This is a genomic window from Mesobacillus foraminis (assembly GCF_004340465.1).
GTDB lineage: Bacteria > Bacillota > Bacilli > Bacillales > Cytobacillaceae > Mesobacillus_B > Mesobacillus_B foraminis.
The window spans coordinates 251,587-271,413 of record NZ_SLVV01000008.1 but is presented as its reverse complement, the minus strand read 5'-3'; the positions used below and the strand labels follow the sequence as shown (position 1 = coordinate 271,413).

At 47.0% G+C, this 19,827-nt stretch carries 16 protein-coding genes and 1 pseudogene; 9 read left to right on the top strand and 8 right to left on the bottom strand.

Translation table 11 applies throughout. From position 1 onward, the window contains the following. Nucleotides 1-118 precede the first annotated feature (118 nt). The gene (locus tag EV146_RS16305; protein WP_241993939.1) at nt 119-3,181 is read right to left on the bottom strand and encodes a S8 family serine peptidase; all 3,063 of its coding nucleotides are present in this window, start codon (nt 3,179-3,181) and stop codon (nt 119-121) included. Nucleotides 3,182-3,828: 647 nt separating this feature from the next. On the opposite strand from EV146_RS16305, the gene EV146_RS27090 reads away from it, so the two are divergent. After that, a complete protein-coding gene (locus EV146_RS27090) occupies nt 3,829-3,969 on the top strand; it encodes a hypothetical protein (protein WP_158287116.1) in 141 nt (46 codons plus the stop codon). A gap of 693 nt (nt 3,970-4,662) precedes the next feature. Here EV146_RS27090 and EV146_RS16300 read toward each other — a convergent pair. Further along, on the bottom strand, nt 4,663-6,111 hold the full coding sequence (locus EV146_RS16300) for a permuted SH3 domain-containing protein (RefSeq protein WP_132008244.1): 1,449 nt from the start codon (nt 6,109-6,111) through the stop codon (nt 4,663-4,665). An 18-nt stretch (nt 6,112-6,129) separates the two neighbouring features. After that, nucleotides 6,130-6,789 carry a hypothetical protein gene (locus EV146_RS16295; RefSeq protein WP_132008241.1) on the bottom strand — a complete coding sequence of 220 codons (660 nt, stop codon included), beginning with the start codon at nt 6,787-6,789 and terminating at the stop codon, nt 6,130-6,132. Between the two features lie 262 nt (nt 6,790-7,051). On the opposite strand from EV146_RS16295, the gene EV146_RS16290 reads away from it, so the two are divergent. Both EV146_RS16290 and EV146_RS16285 read left to right on the top strand, forming a co-directional pair. Continuing rightward, nucleotides 7,052-8,680: an SWIM zinc finger family protein gene (locus EV146_RS16290; protein ID WP_241993938.1), complete on the top strand. Its 1,629-nt coding sequence runs from the start codon at nt 7,052-7,054 to the stop codon at nt 8,678-8,680. 175 nt (nt 8,681-8,855) lie between these two features. Beyond that, nucleotides 8,856-11,723, top strand: a complete 2,868-nt coding sequence (locus EV146_RS16285; protein ID WP_132008235.1) for a DEAD/DEAH box helicase — start codon at nt 8,856-8,858, stop codon at nt 11,721-11,723. A 65-nt stretch (nt 11,724-11,788) separates the two neighbouring features. Here EV146_RS16285 and EV146_RS16280 read toward each other — a convergent pair whose 3' ends face one another. Beyond that, nucleotides 11,789-13,144 carry an SH3 domain-containing protein gene (locus tag EV146_RS16280; protein ID WP_241993933.1) on the bottom strand — a complete coding sequence of 452 codons (1,356 nt, stop codon included), beginning with the start codon at nt 13,142-13,144 and terminating at the stop codon, nt 11,789-11,791. Between the two features lie 235 nt (nt 13,145-13,379). On the opposite strand from EV146_RS16280, the gene EV146_RS16275 reads away from it, so the two are divergent. Beyond that, nucleotides 13,380-13,637 carry a hypothetical protein gene (locus EV146_RS16275; RefSeq protein ID WP_132008229.1) on the top strand — a complete coding sequence of 86 codons (258 nt, stop codon included), beginning with the start codon at nt 13,380-13,382 and terminating at the stop codon, nt 13,635-13,637. Between the two features lie 299 nt (nt 13,638-13,936). Here the strand turns inward: EV146_RS16275 and EV146_RS27085 are convergent, their stop codons facing one another. Continuing rightward, nucleotides 13,937-14,101: a hypothetical protein gene (locus tag EV146_RS27085; RefSeq protein ID WP_158287114.1), complete on the bottom strand. Its 165-nt coding sequence runs from the start codon at nt 14,099-14,101 to the stop codon at nt 13,937-13,939. 168 nt (nt 14,102-14,269) lie between these two features. Between EV146_RS27085 and EV146_RS16270 the strand changes: the two genes are divergently transcribed. From EV146_RS16270 to EV146_RS16260, 4 genes and pseudogenes are all read left to right on the top strand, one after another. After that, on the top strand, nt 14,270-14,782 hold the full coding sequence (locus tag EV146_RS16270) for a CBO0543 family protein (RefSeq protein ID WP_132008226.1): 513 nt from the start codon (nt 14,270-14,272) through the stop codon (nt 14,780-14,782). Between the two features lie 445 nt (nt 14,783-15,227). After that, entirely contained in the window at nt 15,228-16,214 is a 987-nt protein-coding gene (locus tag EV146_RS16265) for an acyltransferase family protein (protein ID WP_132008223.1), read from the top strand. 147 nt (nt 16,215-16,361) lie between these two features. Further along, nucleotides 16,362-16,477 (top strand): annotated as a pseudogene (locus EV146_RS28395) (IS256 family transposase); the annotation flags it as partial. A 1,048-nt stretch (nt 16,478-17,525) separates the two neighbouring features. Next, on the top strand, nt 17,526-17,933 hold the full coding sequence (locus EV146_RS16260) for a DUF4181 domain-containing protein (RefSeq protein WP_158287113.1): 408 nt from the start codon (nt 17,526-17,528) through the stop codon (nt 17,931-17,933). Between the two features lie 121 nt (nt 17,934-18,054). Here the strand turns inward: EV146_RS16260 and EV146_RS16255 are convergent, their stop codons facing one another. Next, complete coding sequence (locus tag EV146_RS16255; RefSeq protein ID WP_158287112.1) at nt 18,055-18,243, bottom strand: hypothetical protein; 189 nt, start codon at nt 18,241-18,243, stop codon at nt 18,055-18,057. 1 nt (nt 18,244) lies between these two features. Then, on the bottom strand, nt 18,245-18,616 hold the full coding sequence (gene ssb, locus EV146_RS16250) for a single-stranded DNA-binding protein (RefSeq protein ID WP_121610617.1): 372 nt from the start codon (nt 18,614-18,616) through the stop codon (nt 18,245-18,247). Between the two features lie 256 nt (nt 18,617-18,872). Here ssb and EV146_RS16245 point away from each other — a divergent pair, with 256 nt between their 5' ends. Then, on the top strand, nt 18,873-19,307 hold the full coding sequence (locus EV146_RS16245; RefSeq protein WP_121610616.1) for a YwpF family protein: 435 nt from the start codon (nt 18,873-18,875) through the stop codon (nt 19,305-19,307). A gap of 76 nt (nt 19,308-19,383) precedes the next feature. Here the strand turns inward: EV146_RS16245 and EV146_RS16240 are convergent, their stop codons facing one another. Then, on the bottom strand, nt 19,384-19,746 hold the full coding sequence (locus EV146_RS16240; RefSeq protein ID WP_181215903.1) for a hypothetical protein: 363 nt from the start codon (nt 19,744-19,746) through the stop codon (nt 19,384-19,386). Nucleotides 19,747-19,827: the final 81 nt, after the last annotated feature.

Below are 19,827 nucleotides of genomic sequence, written 5' to 3'. Positions count from 1 at the left end.
TATTGAAACAGATGCAGCTTAAAAATCCCTGTTGGTAAATATTTCTTACCCGAGTTACCCTGCAACAAAATAAAAAAGCGGAGCAATTCCCCGCTTAATGGAATGCTCCGCTTTTTTGCTATTGATGTACTTGTTCCTCTTCCTTCAGCACCGGCCTAAAGTCCGGCTTTTTAACAATCTCTCCACCTGGATTCTCCGCGCTGTCCTTCTCGATTTTATAATAATAGGAATTGCCGAGAGAATCGGTGAGTTCAAGCACATAATAAATATTCTCTTCAGATTGTCTTTCGAAACTGTAATCGTTTATCCCTGCGTTTAAAGCCACAGGCCCAGGGGTTTCCAGACGCTCTCCGGCAGCAGCGTCATAAACGTACAGCTGCATGGCCGCATCTTCCGTAGTAGCAATTTTTAGATTGAGCGCCGTTTTCCCGTCTGCTTCATTATTCGTAAAAGAATACTGTTTCCCGGTCAGCCATTCAGGAGCCTCTTTTAATGTCAGCTGCCCTTTTGCAGTCACCTCATTTTTAACTGAGTTAATCGCCTTGACCACGTAGGTATAGGTATCATGTGAGAATGAGCTGCCTTCCTTCATGAATTCATTCAATTGGAAAGTGTTGATTCCTTTATCCGCTGTCTTTTCGAGAGTACCGACACTCTCGCCGCTAGGATCCAGAATATCGATCAGGACTGTCGCGGGTTCCGATAGTTCATAAAGTACTTCACCTGGGTTCACCTCTCCAGGGTAAAACTCTGCGATGCCGGGATGTTTAATTTCCGGTCGTGTCAATGCAACCTTTAGTTTCACGTCAAAGGAATTGGCCACTGCAGGATTATATCGATTGGTTGCCGTGATTTTAAAGGTATAATCCCCATCTTCCAGCAGTTTGCCGTCAGCACCTTTTCCATCCCATGTAAAAGTATGGCTGTCGGCTGATTTTAGGGTATCTTTTACGACTGTTTTAACCACATTATTCCCTTGATAAAGCTGGATGGTGACCTTACCAGGCTTGCTAAGGGAATAAGCAAACGCTGCTGTCCCCGGATTCCGGTATTCAGCCTGTGGCTGCGCCGAAACAACCGGCTTCTGCTGCCAATCTTGGAGATCAACCCCCGCGCTTTTAATGGTGGCTTTATTTCCGGCTGCATCCTTGAATTCTGCCAGATAGCCATATTTGCCCTCTGGCTGCAAAGCCCCCTTGTCATTTTTGCCATCCCATTTAAGGGTATGTGTTCCAGCAGTAAAGGTTTTATTGGTCGCCAGCTTTTTCACCTTTGTTCCCTTGGCATTTGTGACATAGGCTGCCGTTACAGTTACTTTTTCCTTGAAGGTCAGCTTCACTCCATCCTGCGGCTTGCCATCCATTTTAAAAATAGGCGCCGGCAGGACGACTTTCCCCTCTGGTTTTTTCGTGTCCACCACGATGGACATCTGCTTGTTTGTTCCCTTGTTTTTATAGGAATCCGTACTGGTCATCACGAGCTTGTACGTTCCGTCGCTCACCCGCTGGTTTTTCGCGTTCTTTCCATCCCAGGTGAATGACTTTTTCCCTTTGGATTCCGTCTTTTTAAGCAGTGTTTTGACGGCTTTGTTGTTTTTATCATAAACCGTGGCCGTGACAGCAGCTTTCTCGCTCAACTCATAGGAAATGGTGAGTTTCCCCTGGGCGGTCGGCGAGTAGAGCGCTGACGTTCCCAGTTTGATGACTGGCTTTATTTTATCGGCCACCTTGATCGCCGCACTTTTAGTGGCCGTTTCCCGGCCATTCGTGGCTTTTGCGACCACTTTGTAGCTGCCGTCGCCTACAAAGGTTCCATTGTCCTGCTTCCCATCCCAGGAAGCGGAAATTTTGCTGCCGGTGGATTTTTTATTTTTAACAAGAGTCTTGATGGTTGTCCCCTTTGAGTTCTGGACGTACATGGAAACAGTGGAACCTTTCTTGGCTGTAACCGAAATGGACGTCTTGCTGCTGCCGCTCATGTTAAAGGTCTTGCCGGCAGTGACCGATACGGGCGACGGCGTCTTCTGCAGGGCCCGGTATGCATCAATGCGGCCATAGCCATAGTAGTTGTCGCGGCCTTTGCTGCCCAGGTCAACCGATGAATTCTTTAAAATAGATTCCACTTCTGCCGGCGAGAGCAGCGGGTTTTTCGAGAGCACCAGTGCGGCAACCCCGGAAACCTGCGGTGCTGCCATGGAAGTCCCATCCATGGTATTGTACTTCCCGCCCGCTACGGTGGAGTAAATATTAATCCCGGGTGCAGCAAAATCGATGTAGCGCCCGTAATTGGAGAAAATCGTGATTTTATTATCCTTATTTAGTGCAGAGACTCCGATCACATTCGGAAACGCTGCAGGGTAGGTGTTGAAATTCAGGTCTTCATTTCCCGCTGCCGCTACGACGACTGCCCCCTTCGTCCTTGCATAGGCAACCGCCTCTTTCATGACCGCGCTATAATAATAGCTTCCGAGGCTCATATTAATGACATTGGCCTGGTGGTCGGCTGCGTAATACACAGCACTCGCAATATCAAAGGTATCGGCATATTCGCCGGAGAACACGTTAATCGGCATGATTTTTATATTCGGTGCCACACCCGCGGTTCCGGCTTTGTTAAAGGAAGCTGCGATGATCCCGGCGACGTGGGTGCCATGATGGTCGGCCGGCAAGGTCGGTTTGCCCGTTACCACGTTATAGGGCGACACGATTTTTCCTTTCAACTCAGGGTGGCTTGTCTGCACTCCCCCGTCAATAATGGCAACCGTGATGTTGGAGGCACCTTTGGTTTGGTCCCACGCTTTCGGGGCCTGGATCCTGCCTAAATACCACTGCTTTTTATAACCAGGGTCGCTCGGCGTATAGGCGGCCTCTACCCGGTAGTTCGGTTCCACATACTCAATTTCCTGATAGTTTAAAAGAGATGCAGCAACCGAGGCCAAATCGTTTCCCTTCGGAGAGGAAACGAGTATGAAGTCCCCTCTGTCAACGCTGTCCAGCTCTTTCAGCCTGATGGATTCAAGGATTTCCTGCCTGATTTCAGGGGATGCATCTTTTTTAAATTTTACAATGACCTGGCGGCTGTTATATTCTTTGCTGTCATCAAACAGGAGCCTGGTCTGGAACTTCGAAATCTTCGGCTTCGGCGGCTCTACCTCCAGGCTATTCGCTGACACAGCGGACACAGACAACAAACAACAGAAAACAGACAATAATAACGTGACAGGCAGCCTCACGGCGATCCCCCTTAAAAATAGTAAAATAACTAACTTGCTAGTCTATCAATATCATATGACATCCTGAAAAATAAATATATGGGATTTGAAAAAATTGTAAACCTCAGAGGGTATGGAATGGAGCAAACAGGACTTTTGAACCTGAAAAAAGACCCCTCCTGCTCGGGCGCAGAAGGGGCAAAAGGAAAAATGACAGAAGGGGCTTACTAAAGATCATTTCACGCCCAGCTGCGAAGCTGAGCATTAGCAAGAAATCGGTTTGTGGAGGTCGTGAGTGCCAACCACCTCGCTTTCTGTAACTTTCTAATTTCATAGTATGAGAAACAAAACTATTTTCATATACTTTTGTCATGAAATCTGACACGGTTTTTTCAGTTGAGATGGGTGAGTTTCGTACATTAGTAAACACCAGCGTGCCAGACCCCCTTCAGTAAACTAAAGGGGGTCTGGCACGCTTTCGTAGGGTAAAGTTTTTATTTTACTGATGTTTTATTTTGAAAAAAGGAGGGAAATTAAAACTTAACAATTTCTTTAAGTTTGCTTTACATTGGTTTAGTAAACTTACCCATAAGAATCATTTTTCGAGGTGATGGATAATGTTGATGTTGACCAGTCTTTTTAGATTCAAAGATGAAGAGATTCAAACACAATCACCAAAATTGCCTTCTGTCGAACCAGACATCGAGGAAGAGTATGATTACGAGGACGAAATCGAAGACCGACATTACTTATATTGAATATTGAGGGCAGCCTTGGAACGGCGCCCTCTTTTGTCTATTGTGGGAGTAATAGTTTAGTTTGCAGTGTAAATCGATAAAAACGTAGCGTAAAAGGGCAACACTGGAGATAAAACGCAGCATTTCACGGTTTAATGCAGATTTAAGACCCGATATTAGTCAAAAAGTAGATTAATATCGGGTTTTATAGTGTAAATCGGTATAAAAATAGGACAAAATGCTGGGATCCTCGAGGTTATACATCGATTATTTTCATTTATGCATCGTTCCCGGCAGGTTATGCATCGATTATCTGAACTTATGCATCGATCCTCGTCTTTTATTGAAAAACCGGTTACAGCCTTGTGACAGGGCACCTAATTCTAGCGGGCTGGCTCTTATTAAAAAAAGGTATCATCCCGATACAGACCCTGGGGCAGAGCGTCATTTCCTGTTCGAATGCGGGAAACCGTTTGGAATATGCCCCCTCCTATTCGGAGTAAAGTTACCTTCTTTAAGTACCACACCCCATTTATGCATTGATTATTTTCATTTATGTACCGTTCCCGGCAGGTTATGCATCGATTTTCTGAACTTATGCATCAATTCTCGTTTTTTATTGAAAAACCGGTTACAGCCTTGTGACGGCGTACCATTATTCCAGCAGTATCCCACTAAAAAAAGGCGCCCCGCAAAGGGACGCCTTTCACATGTCTACCGTTTCAAAAACCCGACGCCAATGGCCTTGAACAGATCCATTTTGCGTTCTTCTTTAAAGGACGACTTGCTTAAGTCTTTTATACGAAGCGGGGTGATGAAGTCTTCTTTCTGACGGGCGACCTGGCTCGGCTTGCTGACGACGGTTTCACCTTTCTTCAGGCCCTTTTCGATCTGGACCCTGCCGTTGACCTCAAGGCCCTGCGTAATGCTCCGCTTTTCGATTTTTCCGCCAGGGGTGATGACGTAAATATAGCTTCCGCTTTTGATCTGCTTGTCCGCTACGGTTACGGCATTTTCCACTCGATCTGTGACAATGGTGACATCGACATGGGATCCATGGATAATGGGGTTGTCCTTGGCGAGCTCGACATTGTCCTCATCGTAGATCTCGGTGTCTTCTTCATCAGAGACTTCTTCCTCATCAGCAGCTACGGTATCATCTTCACTGGAACCGCCACCATCCTCCAGTTCGCCGGCATCGATATCTCCCCCGTCTTCTGTTTCCAGACCGGAATCACCTTCTGCTGACTCACTGTCCCAATCCGCCGCAGCTCCCTCTTCAAATCCTGCTTCTCCGCCTCCCGTTTCATCCAGTTCAATTTCAAACGGGAACTGGCTTTTCTTCTTTAGATTCGGTTCGTCCTCGGGATACGAGAAGATTTTCGTTACCGTTCCGCCCAGCTTTTCTTTTAACTGGTCAGAAGTGATGTAGGCTTCCATTCCTTCTTCGACGGTTTTCAGCTCTTCTTCCACGAAGGTGCCGGACACTTTAGGGGTGTCGGAGATGATGGTCATGATCGGGTTCTTGAGGTCATAATTGATTTCCTTGACCTTCCCGCTCACCTCGCTGTCCTTCGTCAGCTCGTCCCCCTCATTTAACGCGAGGATCCTGTCTTCATATTCGTCGATTTCACTTTCGACACGGGTTTTCTCTCGTTCTTTTTCATAGATTTCTTTTTCAATCGTAACAGATACAATTTCCGACGAGCTGGAGTCCGTGGTGCTGCCAAAGCCGCTGCTGACCGATTGGCTTCCTGAACCGGAAACAGATTGAAGATATTCGAGCTGCTTGATCTGTTCATCAATCAGCACAAGTTCTTTGTCCAGCTGTTCCTTATCCGATTCGAGCTGCCGGCGCTCGCTGTCGATGTTGTCCGATGTATATTCATAAAGCGTTGTCCCCGCTTCAACGGAGTCGCCTTTTTTCACATAAAATTCCTTGAAGCCGCCCGGATCATCATTATAGTAGATGGGATGTTCTTCGGCCGGGATCACCACTCCGGCGGTCTTTAGGGTTTTCGTCAGGTTTTCGGTTCCTGCCTCGGCCCACTTCGTAATATAGGAAGTGCGGCTGACTTTGCTGTCTTTATGGAGTGTCAGCACCACATTGCCGGAAACAAGCAGGAGGCCTGCTGCGACGAGGATGGCTGTTTTCTTTTTCAACGTTGTTCACCTGCCGTCTTAAATGAGTTTTTCAAATTGGATAATCGACAATAAAGCTGACATCAGCCAAAAGAGGAGATTGATCCCGATGACCATCGCAAGAACAACTCTTGACGATTTCCCGGTCAGGACCCTGAGATACGTATACTGAATGTACATCGCCCACAACTTAAAGAGGGAGATGCAGGCAAAAAAATACATGAAGAACAAATTCTTTGTCAGTGACTGGGCAATCGGCCCAAGGGAGAACGGCGATGAAATTTCCGGCACCCCAAGTGTCAGGGAGAACGGAATCAGGACCACCTTTTCAAGCAGCAGGATCAGAAGGACCAGGAACTGGACCACAATCAGCGGTTTCATGTCCTCATCCGACAGTGTCCAGAAGAACAGGGACGGGATATAAATAATCACGGCTCCGTAAAATAGCCCCCAAAGGAGCTGCCCGACCACAAACAAGGCTTTATGCAATTCAAACTCATCCCGCGGCAGCTGGGTGAGCTTTTTCGACAGGTACTCCGAACTTATGCCAAGATATGCAGCGGCGCCAAAGAGAAGCCCGCTCAGCAAGATCAATAAAACAGCGTGCTTCCACACCTTCCCGACTGTCTCGGCTGTATTTAGCTCATAGGAAAAATAGCTAGGATGGCGCAGTCCGCGCATGAGGCGAATACGAAACATGTTAGATGATTCCTCCAAAATATACTCACATTAAAACGCTTTTTCGTACTAATCATACAACGTGCTTGTGAAGCAGGCTACATATTTGTATTCTTTTTCGACACTAGTAAATCCTTCTAATTTTAGAATTCTCCACTTCCCCTCCTCTTTCCCCGCTTTTTTGGTTATAATAAAGGAATATGGTTTTTTGGAAGTCTTTTTACATGTGAGTTTTCCATGATTAAAATAAATGCAGTTTAGTAGGAGGGCTGAAACGGTGGCAATGATTCCGGATACGCAAATCCAGCATCTGAAAATAGCGGCACGCGAACTCCAGGGCAAGCTCCGCCCCGAGTCGGATGAAGACGCCAAAATCGTCCAGAAAGGCCTGATGCTTTACCGGCAGGGCCTGGTCCATCATTTAAAAATTGTGGGCGGCTCGATCTGGGCTACGGTGCAGGATGTCACGCCGGTCCGTGTCTATATCAGCTTTCCAGACCCCGAGGACAGCAGCTGTACATGTCCGGGTTACGGCTTTTGCCGCCACCGCATGGCCGCGTTTTTCCATGCCTATGCCCAGATTGACAGCGTCGCCGACTGGGTGGAGGAATGGCGCAAGCCGGCCAGGGAAAGCAGCCTCGCCGAACAATGGGGCATCAAAAAAGCAAAGGATCTGGTTAAAACGAATTCAACAGACAGGCATGACTATAACAGCTGGGTCGATACCTTTACGAACAGCTTTCAGGAAATCCTGCTTGGCCAGGGCAAGCCGACTCCGTATATAATTGCGAATCTGCTGCACGCGTATATGCGCCAGCTGCGCGCCTCAGCGCCGGTCCAGCAGGAATGGAAGAACCTGTACGAGCTGGTCGGCAAGCTCTATGCCTTTAAACAGCTTGCCGGTCTCAGCGAGGAGCTTGGCCACAGCGACGAGACCGTGAACCGCTATTACCGCTATGTGTTTGATACGATTGAAGAGGATGTGGAAGACCTGATCGCCACTTTGTCAGTCCACTCCCTTCCTTTCGATTTTGATTCCTTCATGGTGAACCTGAAGGACGAGACTGCCACCCTCATTGATACAGACGGCTCGTTTGTGTTTGAACGGGTCAACTTATACCGCATGCTGTGGAATGGCCTGCTGAAGAAGCCGAGCTGGCGGGATGAGGAGCGGGCAAGGCTGGAGAACTTCGGGCCAAACAGAAGAACGTTTGCCGAAGAACTCAGCCTTGCGCACCACTATTATCTGGCAAAAAGGGATAAAGACACAATCGAGATTCTTAAAAAGCACGGCACTGCTGCGCTTACCTTCTTATTTTACTGGCTCGAGGAATTGACCAGCCAGGGGGACCATCACCGTGCCGGCGCTTATGTCGAGTTTTTGACTCAGCAAATGCGGAATTTCATCGGGCAGTCCGGTGATTATCATCGCAACCGCGATTTTACCCGGCACGCAATCCGGACGGCTGCCCCCTACTTCCGGCTGGCCGGGCGCGAGGAGCTGTACGAACGGCTGCTGTCACAATCCCTGCCCTACAGCTTCATCGAGTACGAGGACTATTGCTTTGAAAAAGGCCTTTATGACCGGTGGGCCGAGCTATACACCTATGCCAGCTTTGAAAGCTTCTCGATCCCAAACGACAAGCTGAAAGTCGTCCAGAAGAATGCACCGGAGGTCCTGCTTCCCATTCTTCACCAGGCGGCCGACGGACTGATTGCCCAGAAGAATCGAGGCAGCTACAGGCAGGCGGTCCGATTGTTGAAAAAGCTCCGGACCGTTTATAAAAAACTGAAACGGGTGCCCGAATGGGAAACGTTTTTCAATAAACTGCTGGATCGTACAAAACGCTTGCGTGCCTTTCATGCTGAATGCGAGCGCGGAAAGCTGATTGTGACAGAGACGGCTGAGTAATGCATGCCAGGACGGCACAGGTGAAGAACCTGCTGTCCTGGTTTCTGATTATGAAGAGAGCCTTTTGGATAAAAGAACGCCAGAAATCAGTTGAAGGCTGGTTTCCTGCTCTATTTTAAAAAGAATGGCCGTGAACCAGGAATGGTTCCCCATTCACAGAAAGGAACTGGTGAGGTTGCTTAAGACAAGACAAATCGTCGTTCATATAGCGCCGATCTCAAACGGGCAGTTTTGGCTGTATGCAGAGGACATGAATGAAAATCCGCTGCCGCTGTCCGAATGGAAGCATCTCCTTTTTAACCGCCACAAAGAAAGCTATTACGGCACAATGCTGGAAACAGGCAAGGGGGATGACGGGGCTGAAGTTGTCAAAATCAGCAGCTGGCAGCTCGTCACGCTCTTTGCCGAAGAAAGCTTCAACCGGATGGTGGAATGGGATTGGGATGAGCTTTCCCAGCTCTGCCTCGCCTCCGCCCACTCCGTACAGGAAGCGATTGTCGAGAAAGACTGGCATCCCGACTTTTCACTGCTGAACGAAGACGTTGAGGCCGGCCGCAGTGCCGGCACGCTGGATGAAAAGTCGTTCCGCTGGATGCTTCCAGAGCGGGTCAAGGAGGAATTTGACTCAAGCTTTTGGGAGGAAACAATCAACCAGGACAATGAAAAGTACCCCGTGGAGGAATTTGTCGGCGATTTGTTCCACCACGCATTGGATGATTATTTTAATGAAAATGAAGCCCTTAAGTATCTCCTGGGCGAAAAGCTTGAGCTTCTTCGCAATAACCAGCTCACCGGCCGCGAGCTGGCTGCTTATTTCGATGAAAACCGCTGGCTCGAGTGGATCGGGCTGAAAGAGGACCCCGCTCCCTTCCGGATTGGCCTTCGCCTGGAGGAGCCGCTGGAAGGTGAAGGAGACTGGCATCTGGGATTGTTCCTCCGCGGAAACAACGGGATGGCGATTGATGCCAGGGACTATGCCTCCTATCCAGCCGACTGGGAAGGCTTTTCCGATAAAATCAATGCGGAAGAGGCACGCTTGACGAACATCTTCCCGTGGCTTTCAGATGGAGAGAATTTAAAAGACAGCCTGACGGAGGAAGAAGCCTGGCTCTTTTTAACCGATGCCAGTGAAACGCTGATTGCACTCGGCATCGAGATTCTCCTGCCATCCTGGTGGGAAGCGATTAAAAATGCCAACCTCCGTGTAAAGGCGAAGTTGAAAAGCCAGGGTGGCTACCGCCGCTCCTTTGTCGGCCTGAACGCGCTGCTCGATTATGACTGGCGCTTCTCCATGAATGGAGTCGACCTCACGGAGGACGAGTTCCAGCGACTCGTGAATGAAAAACGCCGCCTTGTCTACCTGCGCGGCCGCTGGATCAAGCTGGACCACGGCTTCATCCGCCAAATCCAGGATTTAATGAAGAAAGCCGACAAAGAAGGCCTGCATATCCGCGACCTCCTTCAGCAGGAGCTGGCCGAAGACGACGGCGAACCATCAGAGCAGCTGGACGACCCGCGTGCTTTCGCGAAAATCCAGATCGAACTGAACCGCCACTGGAAGCAAATGATGAAGCAGCTTTCGGAAACGAAGGAGCTGCCGGATTTGCCCGTGCCCGCCGGCCTCCAGGGTGAGCTTCGTCCCTATCAAAAGCTCGGCATGAACTGGCTCCTGTTTTTGCGGAAGTACGGATTTGGCGCCGTTCTTGCCGATGATATGGGACTCGGGAAAACGATTCAGCTGATTTCGTACCTGCTTGCGGTGAAAGAACAGGAACCGGACAGCGGCGCGGCCATGATTGTCTGCCCGACCTCCGTGCTCGGCAACTGGCAGAAGGAAGTGGAGCGGTTTGCCCCTTCCCTAAACGTGTACCTGCATTACGGTTCGAACCGCCTCAAGGGCGAGGAACTGACCCAGAGAGTGAAGGACGCCGATATTGTCCTGACCTCCTACGGCTTGACGCATCTAGATTTTGAAGAACTGGAAGGGCTCGAATGGAGTGCCGTCGCGATTGATGAGGCGCAGAATATTAAAAATTCCGATACCAAGCAGTCCCGGGCCGTCCGGAAAATGAGGGGCCGCCACCATGTTGCCCTGACCGGGACCCCGATGGAAAACCGGCTGTCCGAACTGTGGTCGATCTTTGATTTTACGAACCGCGGCTATCTTGGCAGCGCCGGCCAGTTCCAGAAACAGTTCATTGTTCCGATTGAAAAGGATAATGAGAAAGAAAAAATCGTCAAGCTGCAGGCGCTGATCCGCCCTTTCCTCCTGAGAAGAACGAAGAAGGACGAAGAGGTCGCCCTGAACCTGCCGGACAAAGTCGAGCAGAAGGAATACTGCCCGCTGTCCGCAGAACAGGCCTCTCTCTACGAGCAGCTTGTGAAAGATACCTTTACGCAAATCGAGAATCTTTCCGGCTTTGAGCGCAAGGGCCTGATCCTGCAGATGCTCGGCCGCCTGAAGCAGCTGTGCAACCATCCTGCCCTTTATCTAAAAGAAGAGCAGCCGGACAAAATCATTGACCGGTCGGCAAAAATGGAAAAGCTCGTTGAATTGACAGGCTCCGTTCTCGACCAAAGCGAAAGCTGCATTATTTTCACCCAGTATCTTGGAATGGGCGAAATGATCCGGAGTGTACTGAAGAAGGAGTTCGGCGTCGAAGTGCCATTCCTGCACGGAAGCTTGCCGAAGACAAAGCGCGACACCCTGATCGAGCAGTTCCAGAACCGGGAATTCCCGATCTTCCTGCTGTCGCTTAAGGCTGGCGGCACAGGGCTCAACCTGACTGCGGCGAACCACGTCATCCATTATGACCGCTGGTGGAATCCCGCTGTCGAAAACCAGGCAACCGACCGAGCCTACCGAATCGGCCAGAGCCGGTTCGTCCATGTTCACAAGCTAATCTCCACCGGCACCCTCGAGGAAAAAATCGATGCGATGCTGGAGAAGAAACAAAGCTTGAACGATCAGATCATCCAGAGCGAAAACTGGATCACTGAGCTATCGACCGATGAGCTGCAGAATTTGGTTAGGCTTGGCTGATACCAGCTTTAAAGAAAGGCGTGTGCTTTTGGCACACGTCTTTTTTTCGATTTTCAAGCTCTTTTTTAAACAGCCAATGCCCTCTTCCCCATCGCGTTATAAATTTTAATAAATTTATCTTTTGGCATTTTAACGTTTTTCACAAGCTCGCTGTCATTAAAATAAACATATTGCGAGTCCACCCCTGTCACGACGATGCAATGCAGCGGCCGTGCAGCATTGATCGTTTTCCCTGAAGGTGTTTGCCATGAACGGGCAACCGGCATTTCATGGCTGATGGTGAACCACGCCAGGACAGGTTTCCCTTGAAGGATATGTTGTTCAACTTCTGAGAAATTGCTTCCTGTGAGATTTACGCCCCCTGCGCGGTATTTATCCAGCACTTTTTTCAGTGGCCCTGGATTGATGGTAAAGCCGTTTCCAAATGGCGTCCCGACAAATCCAACATCCGGGTCGCCCCATATTTTGATTGAACCGTTTTCATTTCTGACAAGCTTAGTGGAGTCGTAAGGCATCTCCCTCGCTAGAGTTGTTTTGCTTACATTCACCCCGTAATATTGGAGTGCCATGGCCAAAGCCGTTACCTCACACCCGCTCGGCAGTTCAGGTCGTTGGGCGATGATCGGCACATTCAGCCTTCTTGCCGTCGCTGTGCTGGTTCTGACACTTCCTGTTGTCACATAGTCGCCGCTCACATACGCGTTTCTGCCGTTATAAGAAATTTTATACCAGCCATTGCTTTCTCTATGTATGACGTTGAGAACACTCCCGTTTTTCAGCAAGCCGATTCTTTTATATTGGGTTCCGGGGCCCGTTCTTACATTTAATCCTGTCGCGTTTACTTTATATGTAGTTGATGTGGCCGTTTCACTATTGGCTGTCCGGACATAATCTCCACTTACGTAGCCTGTCTTACCCTGGAAGGAAATTCTATACCAGCCATTCCCCGCCTTCTGGATGCCTTTCAGTATGGTCCCTTGTTTTAGCTGGCCAATCCGCGCATAATTCGTGCCGGCACCCGAACGGACATTTAAAATGTCAGCGGTGACCGTATAGATGGAAGCTGACGCACTGGAACTTCCTGAAGTTTTCACATAGGTTCCAGATACATAGCCAGTTCTGCCTTTATAGGAGATCTTGTACCAGCCATTATTCAATTTTTGAATCACCTGGATCTTGCTGCCATTGGGAAGGCTTCCTATTTTCGAATAGTTTGTCCCTGCTCCCGACCGCACATTTAAATTCGTTGCATTTACCGTGTACGTCACCTCTGCTGCTTCCACAACATGAGAATTCCCCTTGAACACTGGAGATTGTGGCACCACCAAGCTGCTTGCCAGGATGGATGAAACTAAGACTCCTTTAGACAGCCTTTTTAGCCATAAACTCCCGCACCTGTTTAGGTTACAACCCTTGTTCAAAATCTGACAGCCTCCATTTCCTGTAAATTTTTGTCGAAACAATCAATCTATTAAAAAATATAAGTAATTTTGAAGAAAATCCAACAAAACCCCTGATAAATAGAATAAATGAACCTATTTCCTTACATGCCGATTGGGATACAGGCATATCGGCTTGGTAAGTTAGAAGGAAGGCATAAACAATTATTGTAAAATATAATAAAGTAATAGACATGCGACAAAGGAGGGATTGAAAGTGGTTCCGATAATATTAACGCTCATCCTCGTCCTATTGCTTGTTTTTTCTATATTTTTTGTCATACGCAGACGGAAAAAGGCTGGCATCACGGGTTTCAAGAGTGCCTTGACCCCCATCTGTTTTTATCTGATTGCTGTGGTCAATATCCTTGCGTACTGGTTTAATTTCCTGGGTTTGGTGAATTGGGGCATGACGGTGGTTTTATTGATTTTAGGTGCCTATTTTACGAGGTTTATGCCAATTGCCGATAAGTGATTGTTAGGTGGAACGGTCATTCTGAGAGGGCTGGGAGTTGTGTAAAGGCGTGTGTGAAACAAAACGTTTTTCCCATATGCATCCGGAAAATCATTTAAGCTCGGTGTGATTGTTATTCAACGCGGGTGGCCGGTTTCATCATGGAGGGTTTTGTGAAAAAGCCGGGGAAATTTAGGGGGACCTGATATTGAGAGTTTCTTTTATAAGTCCTTCAGTGGCGTGCCAAACTCCTGCCGAGGTGCACGCCATTTTTATATAAAGTAATGACCATGGTCTATGATCTTCACCCTGGTTTCCTTCTACTGCCCTTGTCTGCCTTCCTCATTCAAAGACGGCTGGGACGCTGAAGCTGAATCCTTTGATTTTGCCGGCATCTCCTCACTGCTTGTCCCAGAGGTCTGTGCCATCATCAGACTAAGGGAAATGGTACTGGCAATCAAGTAGCTTCGAAAATTCACTGTCATAGTTAGCTCCTTCCTTTGATTCTCACAGTAAGTATAACCTGTAAACATGACAGGACTATGTCCAAACTATGGCGACTTTCTAAACAATGATGAAACGTCTTTCTTAGGGCAATCTAAATATTTTACGGCCTCCTGGATAAACTGTTTATAGTAGGAGGGGAACTCATCATGCGAAAACAATTAGAAATAACTATTTTAAGGTCCCTTTTTGTTGTAGGCATTGCATCTTTCTTTAACCTGATCAGAAAGCCTCCGATAAAGGATTGGGTCATCATCTTTTTATTAAAAAGCTATATTGCCTCCATTTTTGATGCCATCTTTGTAAAAAAGGGATATTTAAAATACCCCGTCAATTTATTTAAAGTGTTTGATATTAGTGTCTTATTCAGCTATCTAATATTCCCTGTCACCTGTATTTATTTTAACCAGGTGACAAGAAACTCCAGCCTGATTGGAATCCTTGCTAAATGCTTATTATTCAGTGCTCCATCTGCTTTAGCCGAGCATTGGCTTGAACGAAAAACAAATTTAATAAAATATAAAAAGTCCTGGAACTCTTTTTATAGCTTCGGCACGATTGCCTGCACTTTTTTAATGGTGCGGTTTCTCATGATCATCATCAGAAAAGAATCGCGCAGACAAAATTCACGGAGCGCAAAACGTAAAGGTGAAAAAAACTAATCTATTCCCCCCCAAAAAGAAGCCTTTGCAAACTAAATTAAGACAATAAAAAAACTGCCGCCATTCAGCGACAGCCAAAAAAGGTGTGGTCAGTCAGTGAGTCCACCGGGAAGAGCAGAAGAAAGAAGTAAGGCAATTCTGCTTAAGGGGAATCTTTCTTCTTCACTCATATTGGTTAATTACCCGCCAATTGGGCAGATAAACCATTTTTGTATAAATTTTTTACATGAATTATTATAAATAAATTTCGGTCCATTCAAGCCTGCTATGACGCGTGTTCGATGCATTGGTTACATTGTAAAATGATCCTTTAATCCGTTTAAAATCGTTTTTTTATCATTTGGTCATTGTCTTGTAACAATTTTCTTGTAAGCTAGTTTTTGTATTCATTCTGATGTCCAAAAAATAATTGAATGCAAATAACTACTTAGGGGTGTTAATTGAAATGGCCTCCTCTACCAACAGAAGTTTTTATTTTGACAATGCAAAATTCATTTTAATATTCCTGGTCGTGTTTGGACATGTGATTAGTCCGTTAAAGAGCAGCGATAATTTTTTATTTACCTTATATGCTGTTATTTTCCTGTTCCATATGCCCGCTTTCATTCTCATTTCCGGCTACTTTTCAAAGGGCTACAGGAAGAAAGGATACTTGCAGAAGATATCTAAAAAAATCCTCCTGCCGTATCTGGTGTTCCAGGTGATTTATTCCCTGTTTTATTATTTCAACGGGCAGGAAGCAAATCTGGCATTTGACCTTCTGCAGCCGCACTGGACGTTATGGTTCTTACTAAGTTTATTCTTTTGGAATCTTTTGCTTTATGCGTTTGCCAGACTCAAATGGATTGGACTGGTCATTGCCCTTGCCATCGGAGTTGCCGTCGGCTATTTGGATGATGCAGGCAGCTACCTGTCGTTATCCCGGACCTTTGTTTTTTTCCCTTATTTTCTATTAGGCTTTTTACTCGAGCCTCAGCATATGAAGTTGGTCAAAAAAATAAAATTCTCTCCTGCCATGGGCTTGGCCATCCTGCTCGGTGCATTGGCGGTATTCCATGCCTTCTTCCCGAAGGATGCCGTGCACTGGCTGCTCGGTGATACCTCCTATGCCCAATTGGGCGTAACCGAGCCAGGTGCCGGGATAATCCGGTCCTTCCAATACCTGATCACTTTCATTGTGATTTACGGATTCCTGGCGCTTGTCCCGACCAAAGGAAATAAATTTACCGTCATCGGCCAGCGGACCTTTTATATCTACCTGCTGCACGGATTTATTATAAAATCCATCCAGACCTACGTGGGCGAAGACATTCTAAGCGGACTAGCCAACCATTATCTGGCGCTAACCGTTTTCTCCCTGAGCATCTGCCTATTGCTGGGAAGCTATGCAATCAACAAATATGCCCGGCCATTGGTCGAATTGCGAATTTAGCAAGTGTTAGAGAATGGGGAGACCGTGTCCATTCTCTTTTTTTTCTAGCGGGATTAAGTCATATAATTGTATAAAAAGAAAGAGTCATTTTATTCACTCTCGGCAACACTGTTTTCAGCGACGGTAAACAATGAAAAGAGGAATATAATGACTCACTTACAGGTTAACCAGGATATGGCTTTTTAAAACAATCCGTCATCAATTCTAATCTTGATAGGGTAATTATAATGGCTCTTATTTTAGTTCTAAATGAATTTAAACAATAATCTGGATTTAGGGCTCGATGAAGTCCTTTTCTCCGGCTCTCCTTATGAGTTTGGGTCTTCATAACCCCGATGAAGTCCACTCCCACGGCTCTCCTTACGAGTTTTGGTCTTCATGACCACGATAAAGTCCTCTTCCACGGCTCTCCTTATGAGTTTTGGTCTTCATGACTATGATGAAGTCCTCTTCCACGGCTTTCCTTACGAGTTTGGGTCTTCATAACCCCGGTGAAGTCCTCTTCCACGGCTCTCCTTATGAGTTTGAGTCTTCATAACCCCGATGAAGTCCTCTTCCACGGCTTTCCTTACGAGTTTGGGTCTTCATGACTATGATGAAGTCCTCTTCCACGGCTTTCCTTACGAGTTTGGGTCATCTTGACAGCGATGAAGTCCTCTTCCACGGCTCTCCTTATGAGTTTGGGTCTTCATAACCCCGATGAAGTCCTCTTCCACGGCTCTCCTTACGAGTTTGGGTCTTCATGATCACGATGAAGTCCTCTTCCACGGCTCTCCTTATGAGTTTGGGTCTTCATGCCCCCGATGAAGTCCACTCCCACGGCTTCCCTTACGAGTTTGGGTCTTCATGACCCCGATGAAGTCCACTCCCATGGCTCTACTCACTAGTTTGGGTCTTCATAACTCCGATGAAGTCCTCTTCCACGGCTCTACTCACTAGTTTGACTCTTCATAACCCCGATGAAGTCCTCTTCCACGGCTTTCCTTACGAGCTTGGGACTTCATCACCACGATGATGACCTCTTCTCAGCTCTTCCCCAGCGTTTTCGTCCTTCATAACTCAATAATGTCTAGTCCTTCACCTTCTGCTCCTGCAGCAATCCACGTCTCCCCTGCCAGCCCATTAGATTGTTGTACCAATTCCCTTTCGTTTACTATTTTCCCAGACCAGACCCAGCACTCTGCTTCTCTATGTTATGATTACTGTACCTAAAATAGCGTACTAATCTGGGCATCTAAACAAAAGCGGCCCTGAATAAAATAATGCAATAAAGGGCTGTTTGCGCAAGGGGGGAAAGCGTTCGTGTTTGGAATGGATAATCACATATGGCTAACTCTGATTTTGCTGGTAGTCGGCTATAGTGTGCTGTCGATTTGCTTTAATGCCTTCATGAGGAGATGGCTGAAGGTGGAGAAGAGAAAGGCCTTCTCGTTTAACTTTGTGAATGACACACATAAAAAGATAGATCGGACTATTAGGGCATTTTTTGTCATTTTGATCTTGATCGGCTATTTTCTTACCGTAGCAAAAGATCCTCTGGATGACTCCTTCGTTTTCGTTCCCTTTTTTATTTTAATGGCTAACTTTATTGTCACGGACAGTATCCAGGCGATCATGGAGTGGAAAGTTGCCCAGAAGAAGAATGAAGCGATCTTTACCATCTCCCAGATGCTGTTATCGGTTGCCTTTTTTCTTTCCCTTTTTTCTATTTTTATTTAATCCTTCCCTGACATAAAAAAACCAGCCCTAAACAGCCAGGCCGGTCAAAATTGAGGGATATTGAAGAGGGGGTTACTTTCTCTCTCTAGAAGGAATGATTCTGACTTTGCATGGGGGCGCTTTACACTTTGGGTGTGTGGAGTTCCTCGGGTCTTTGCGGCTCTGCGATGAAGGAGTAGACTTGGCTGGCTGGTTCTTCTTTCGCGGCCATTTCCAGCTGGTGGACGCGCTTCATGAGTTCGTCCATTTTTTCATTGGTTTTTCCAACCATTTTGATCATTGAGACCAGGAGCTTCTCCAATCCATCCATTTCACTGGGGGACCGGTTCAAATTGGCTGACCTCACTTTCCGGGGTTTGGGCTGTTTTTTTACTGAGAAATTGGACGGTTTCGGCGACGACTTCGGTTACATAGACGCGCTTCTTGTCCTGATTTTCGTACTGGCGCGTCTGGATCCTGCCGATGACGCCGAGGATGGAGCCTTTCTTGCAGTATTGAGCGGTGTTTTCTGCGGTTTTTCTCCAGAGGATGCAATTGACAAAATCGGTGTCGAATTCCCCGCTGGCATTGCGGAATTGACGGTTCACGGCAAGCGTCACACTTGCTACGGCTTTCCCGTCACTTGTGAACTTTAGTTCCGGATCCCTCGTAAGGCGTCCGACAAGAATCACCTGGTTGATCATTTTTCAACTCCTTTTCGTTTGATGAGACCATCATATCTCGTCAGGGCAAACGAGTAAAATCGCCAAAAATCCCCTATGATCGACATCTTTCTCCCGGAACAAGCAGAATGTATGGATGAAATATTTCTTTTTGAAGCCCCGGATCATGCAAATTACTTTTTTCCTAATAACACCACATATTTTTCGACAAAGGTTGAATTCGCTTTCTTTTTTTCGCTTATGTTATAATTTGGGTAAAAGCTGTGAGGAGGCCGCAATGAAGTCTTTTAGGTTGATCTCAATGCAAATCGTAGGTAAAGATCATGTTCAGGAAATTGAACTCGAGGAAGGCCTGATTATTAACAAGGAAGACGAACATGGGAACTGGCTGCTCGAAGCTTTTGTAGATGAGAAGTTTGTTCCCCATTTCGAGGAAGCTTCCGCTCAAAACCAGGACATCATTGTTCAGGTTGTCATAACGAAAAAGGAAAACGACCCAGCGGCTTTTTCTACCAAAGTCACCAGCATTCAGAAAATCAACGGCAAAGCCAGCATTCTGTTAAAAGGCCACCTCAGTAAAATCCGGAATGACTACCCAGCCCTGCTGCTTGAGCATCTCCTCGAACAGGGACTGCATGGGGAGGAACTGCTTGCTGAATTCAAAGACAAAGTCCTTGCCCGTCCGAAAATTGTGCTGCCGAAAAAGGCATGAAATTGAACTCCAGTGAAAGGCTTGCTGGGGTTTTTGCTGTTAAAAAACAGGGCAGGTTTCCCCTGCCCTGCTTTGATTAACGGTCTTTTTCGTCGCGGTCGTTCCGGTCAAGGTCGTCTTCCATGCCATCTTCGCCTCGGTCGTTATTGTCACGGAACATGTCCCCGTCGCCATCGCGGTTGGTGTCATTGTTATTGTTATTGTCGTTGAAGATGCGCTCACCGTTTGTATCATCATTGTTGCCGTTGCCATTGTTACCGCCGTTGTTGCCATTATTATTGTCAAAACGGTTGATCTCTGCACCATCATTGTCATCAGCCGGATTCTGAACATCCGTATCACCGTTTGGAGGAGGATCATTATCGTCGTTTGTTCCGCACCCTACAAGCAGCATGGCGGAAAGCAGTGAACCTCCGAGTAACTTCAAAAGCTTATTCATGAGAAAAAATCCCCTTTCAGATGTCTTATTCTTGTTGACCTGCATTGGTCTTCTTTTAGAATGCCCATTCAGTGAAAAATC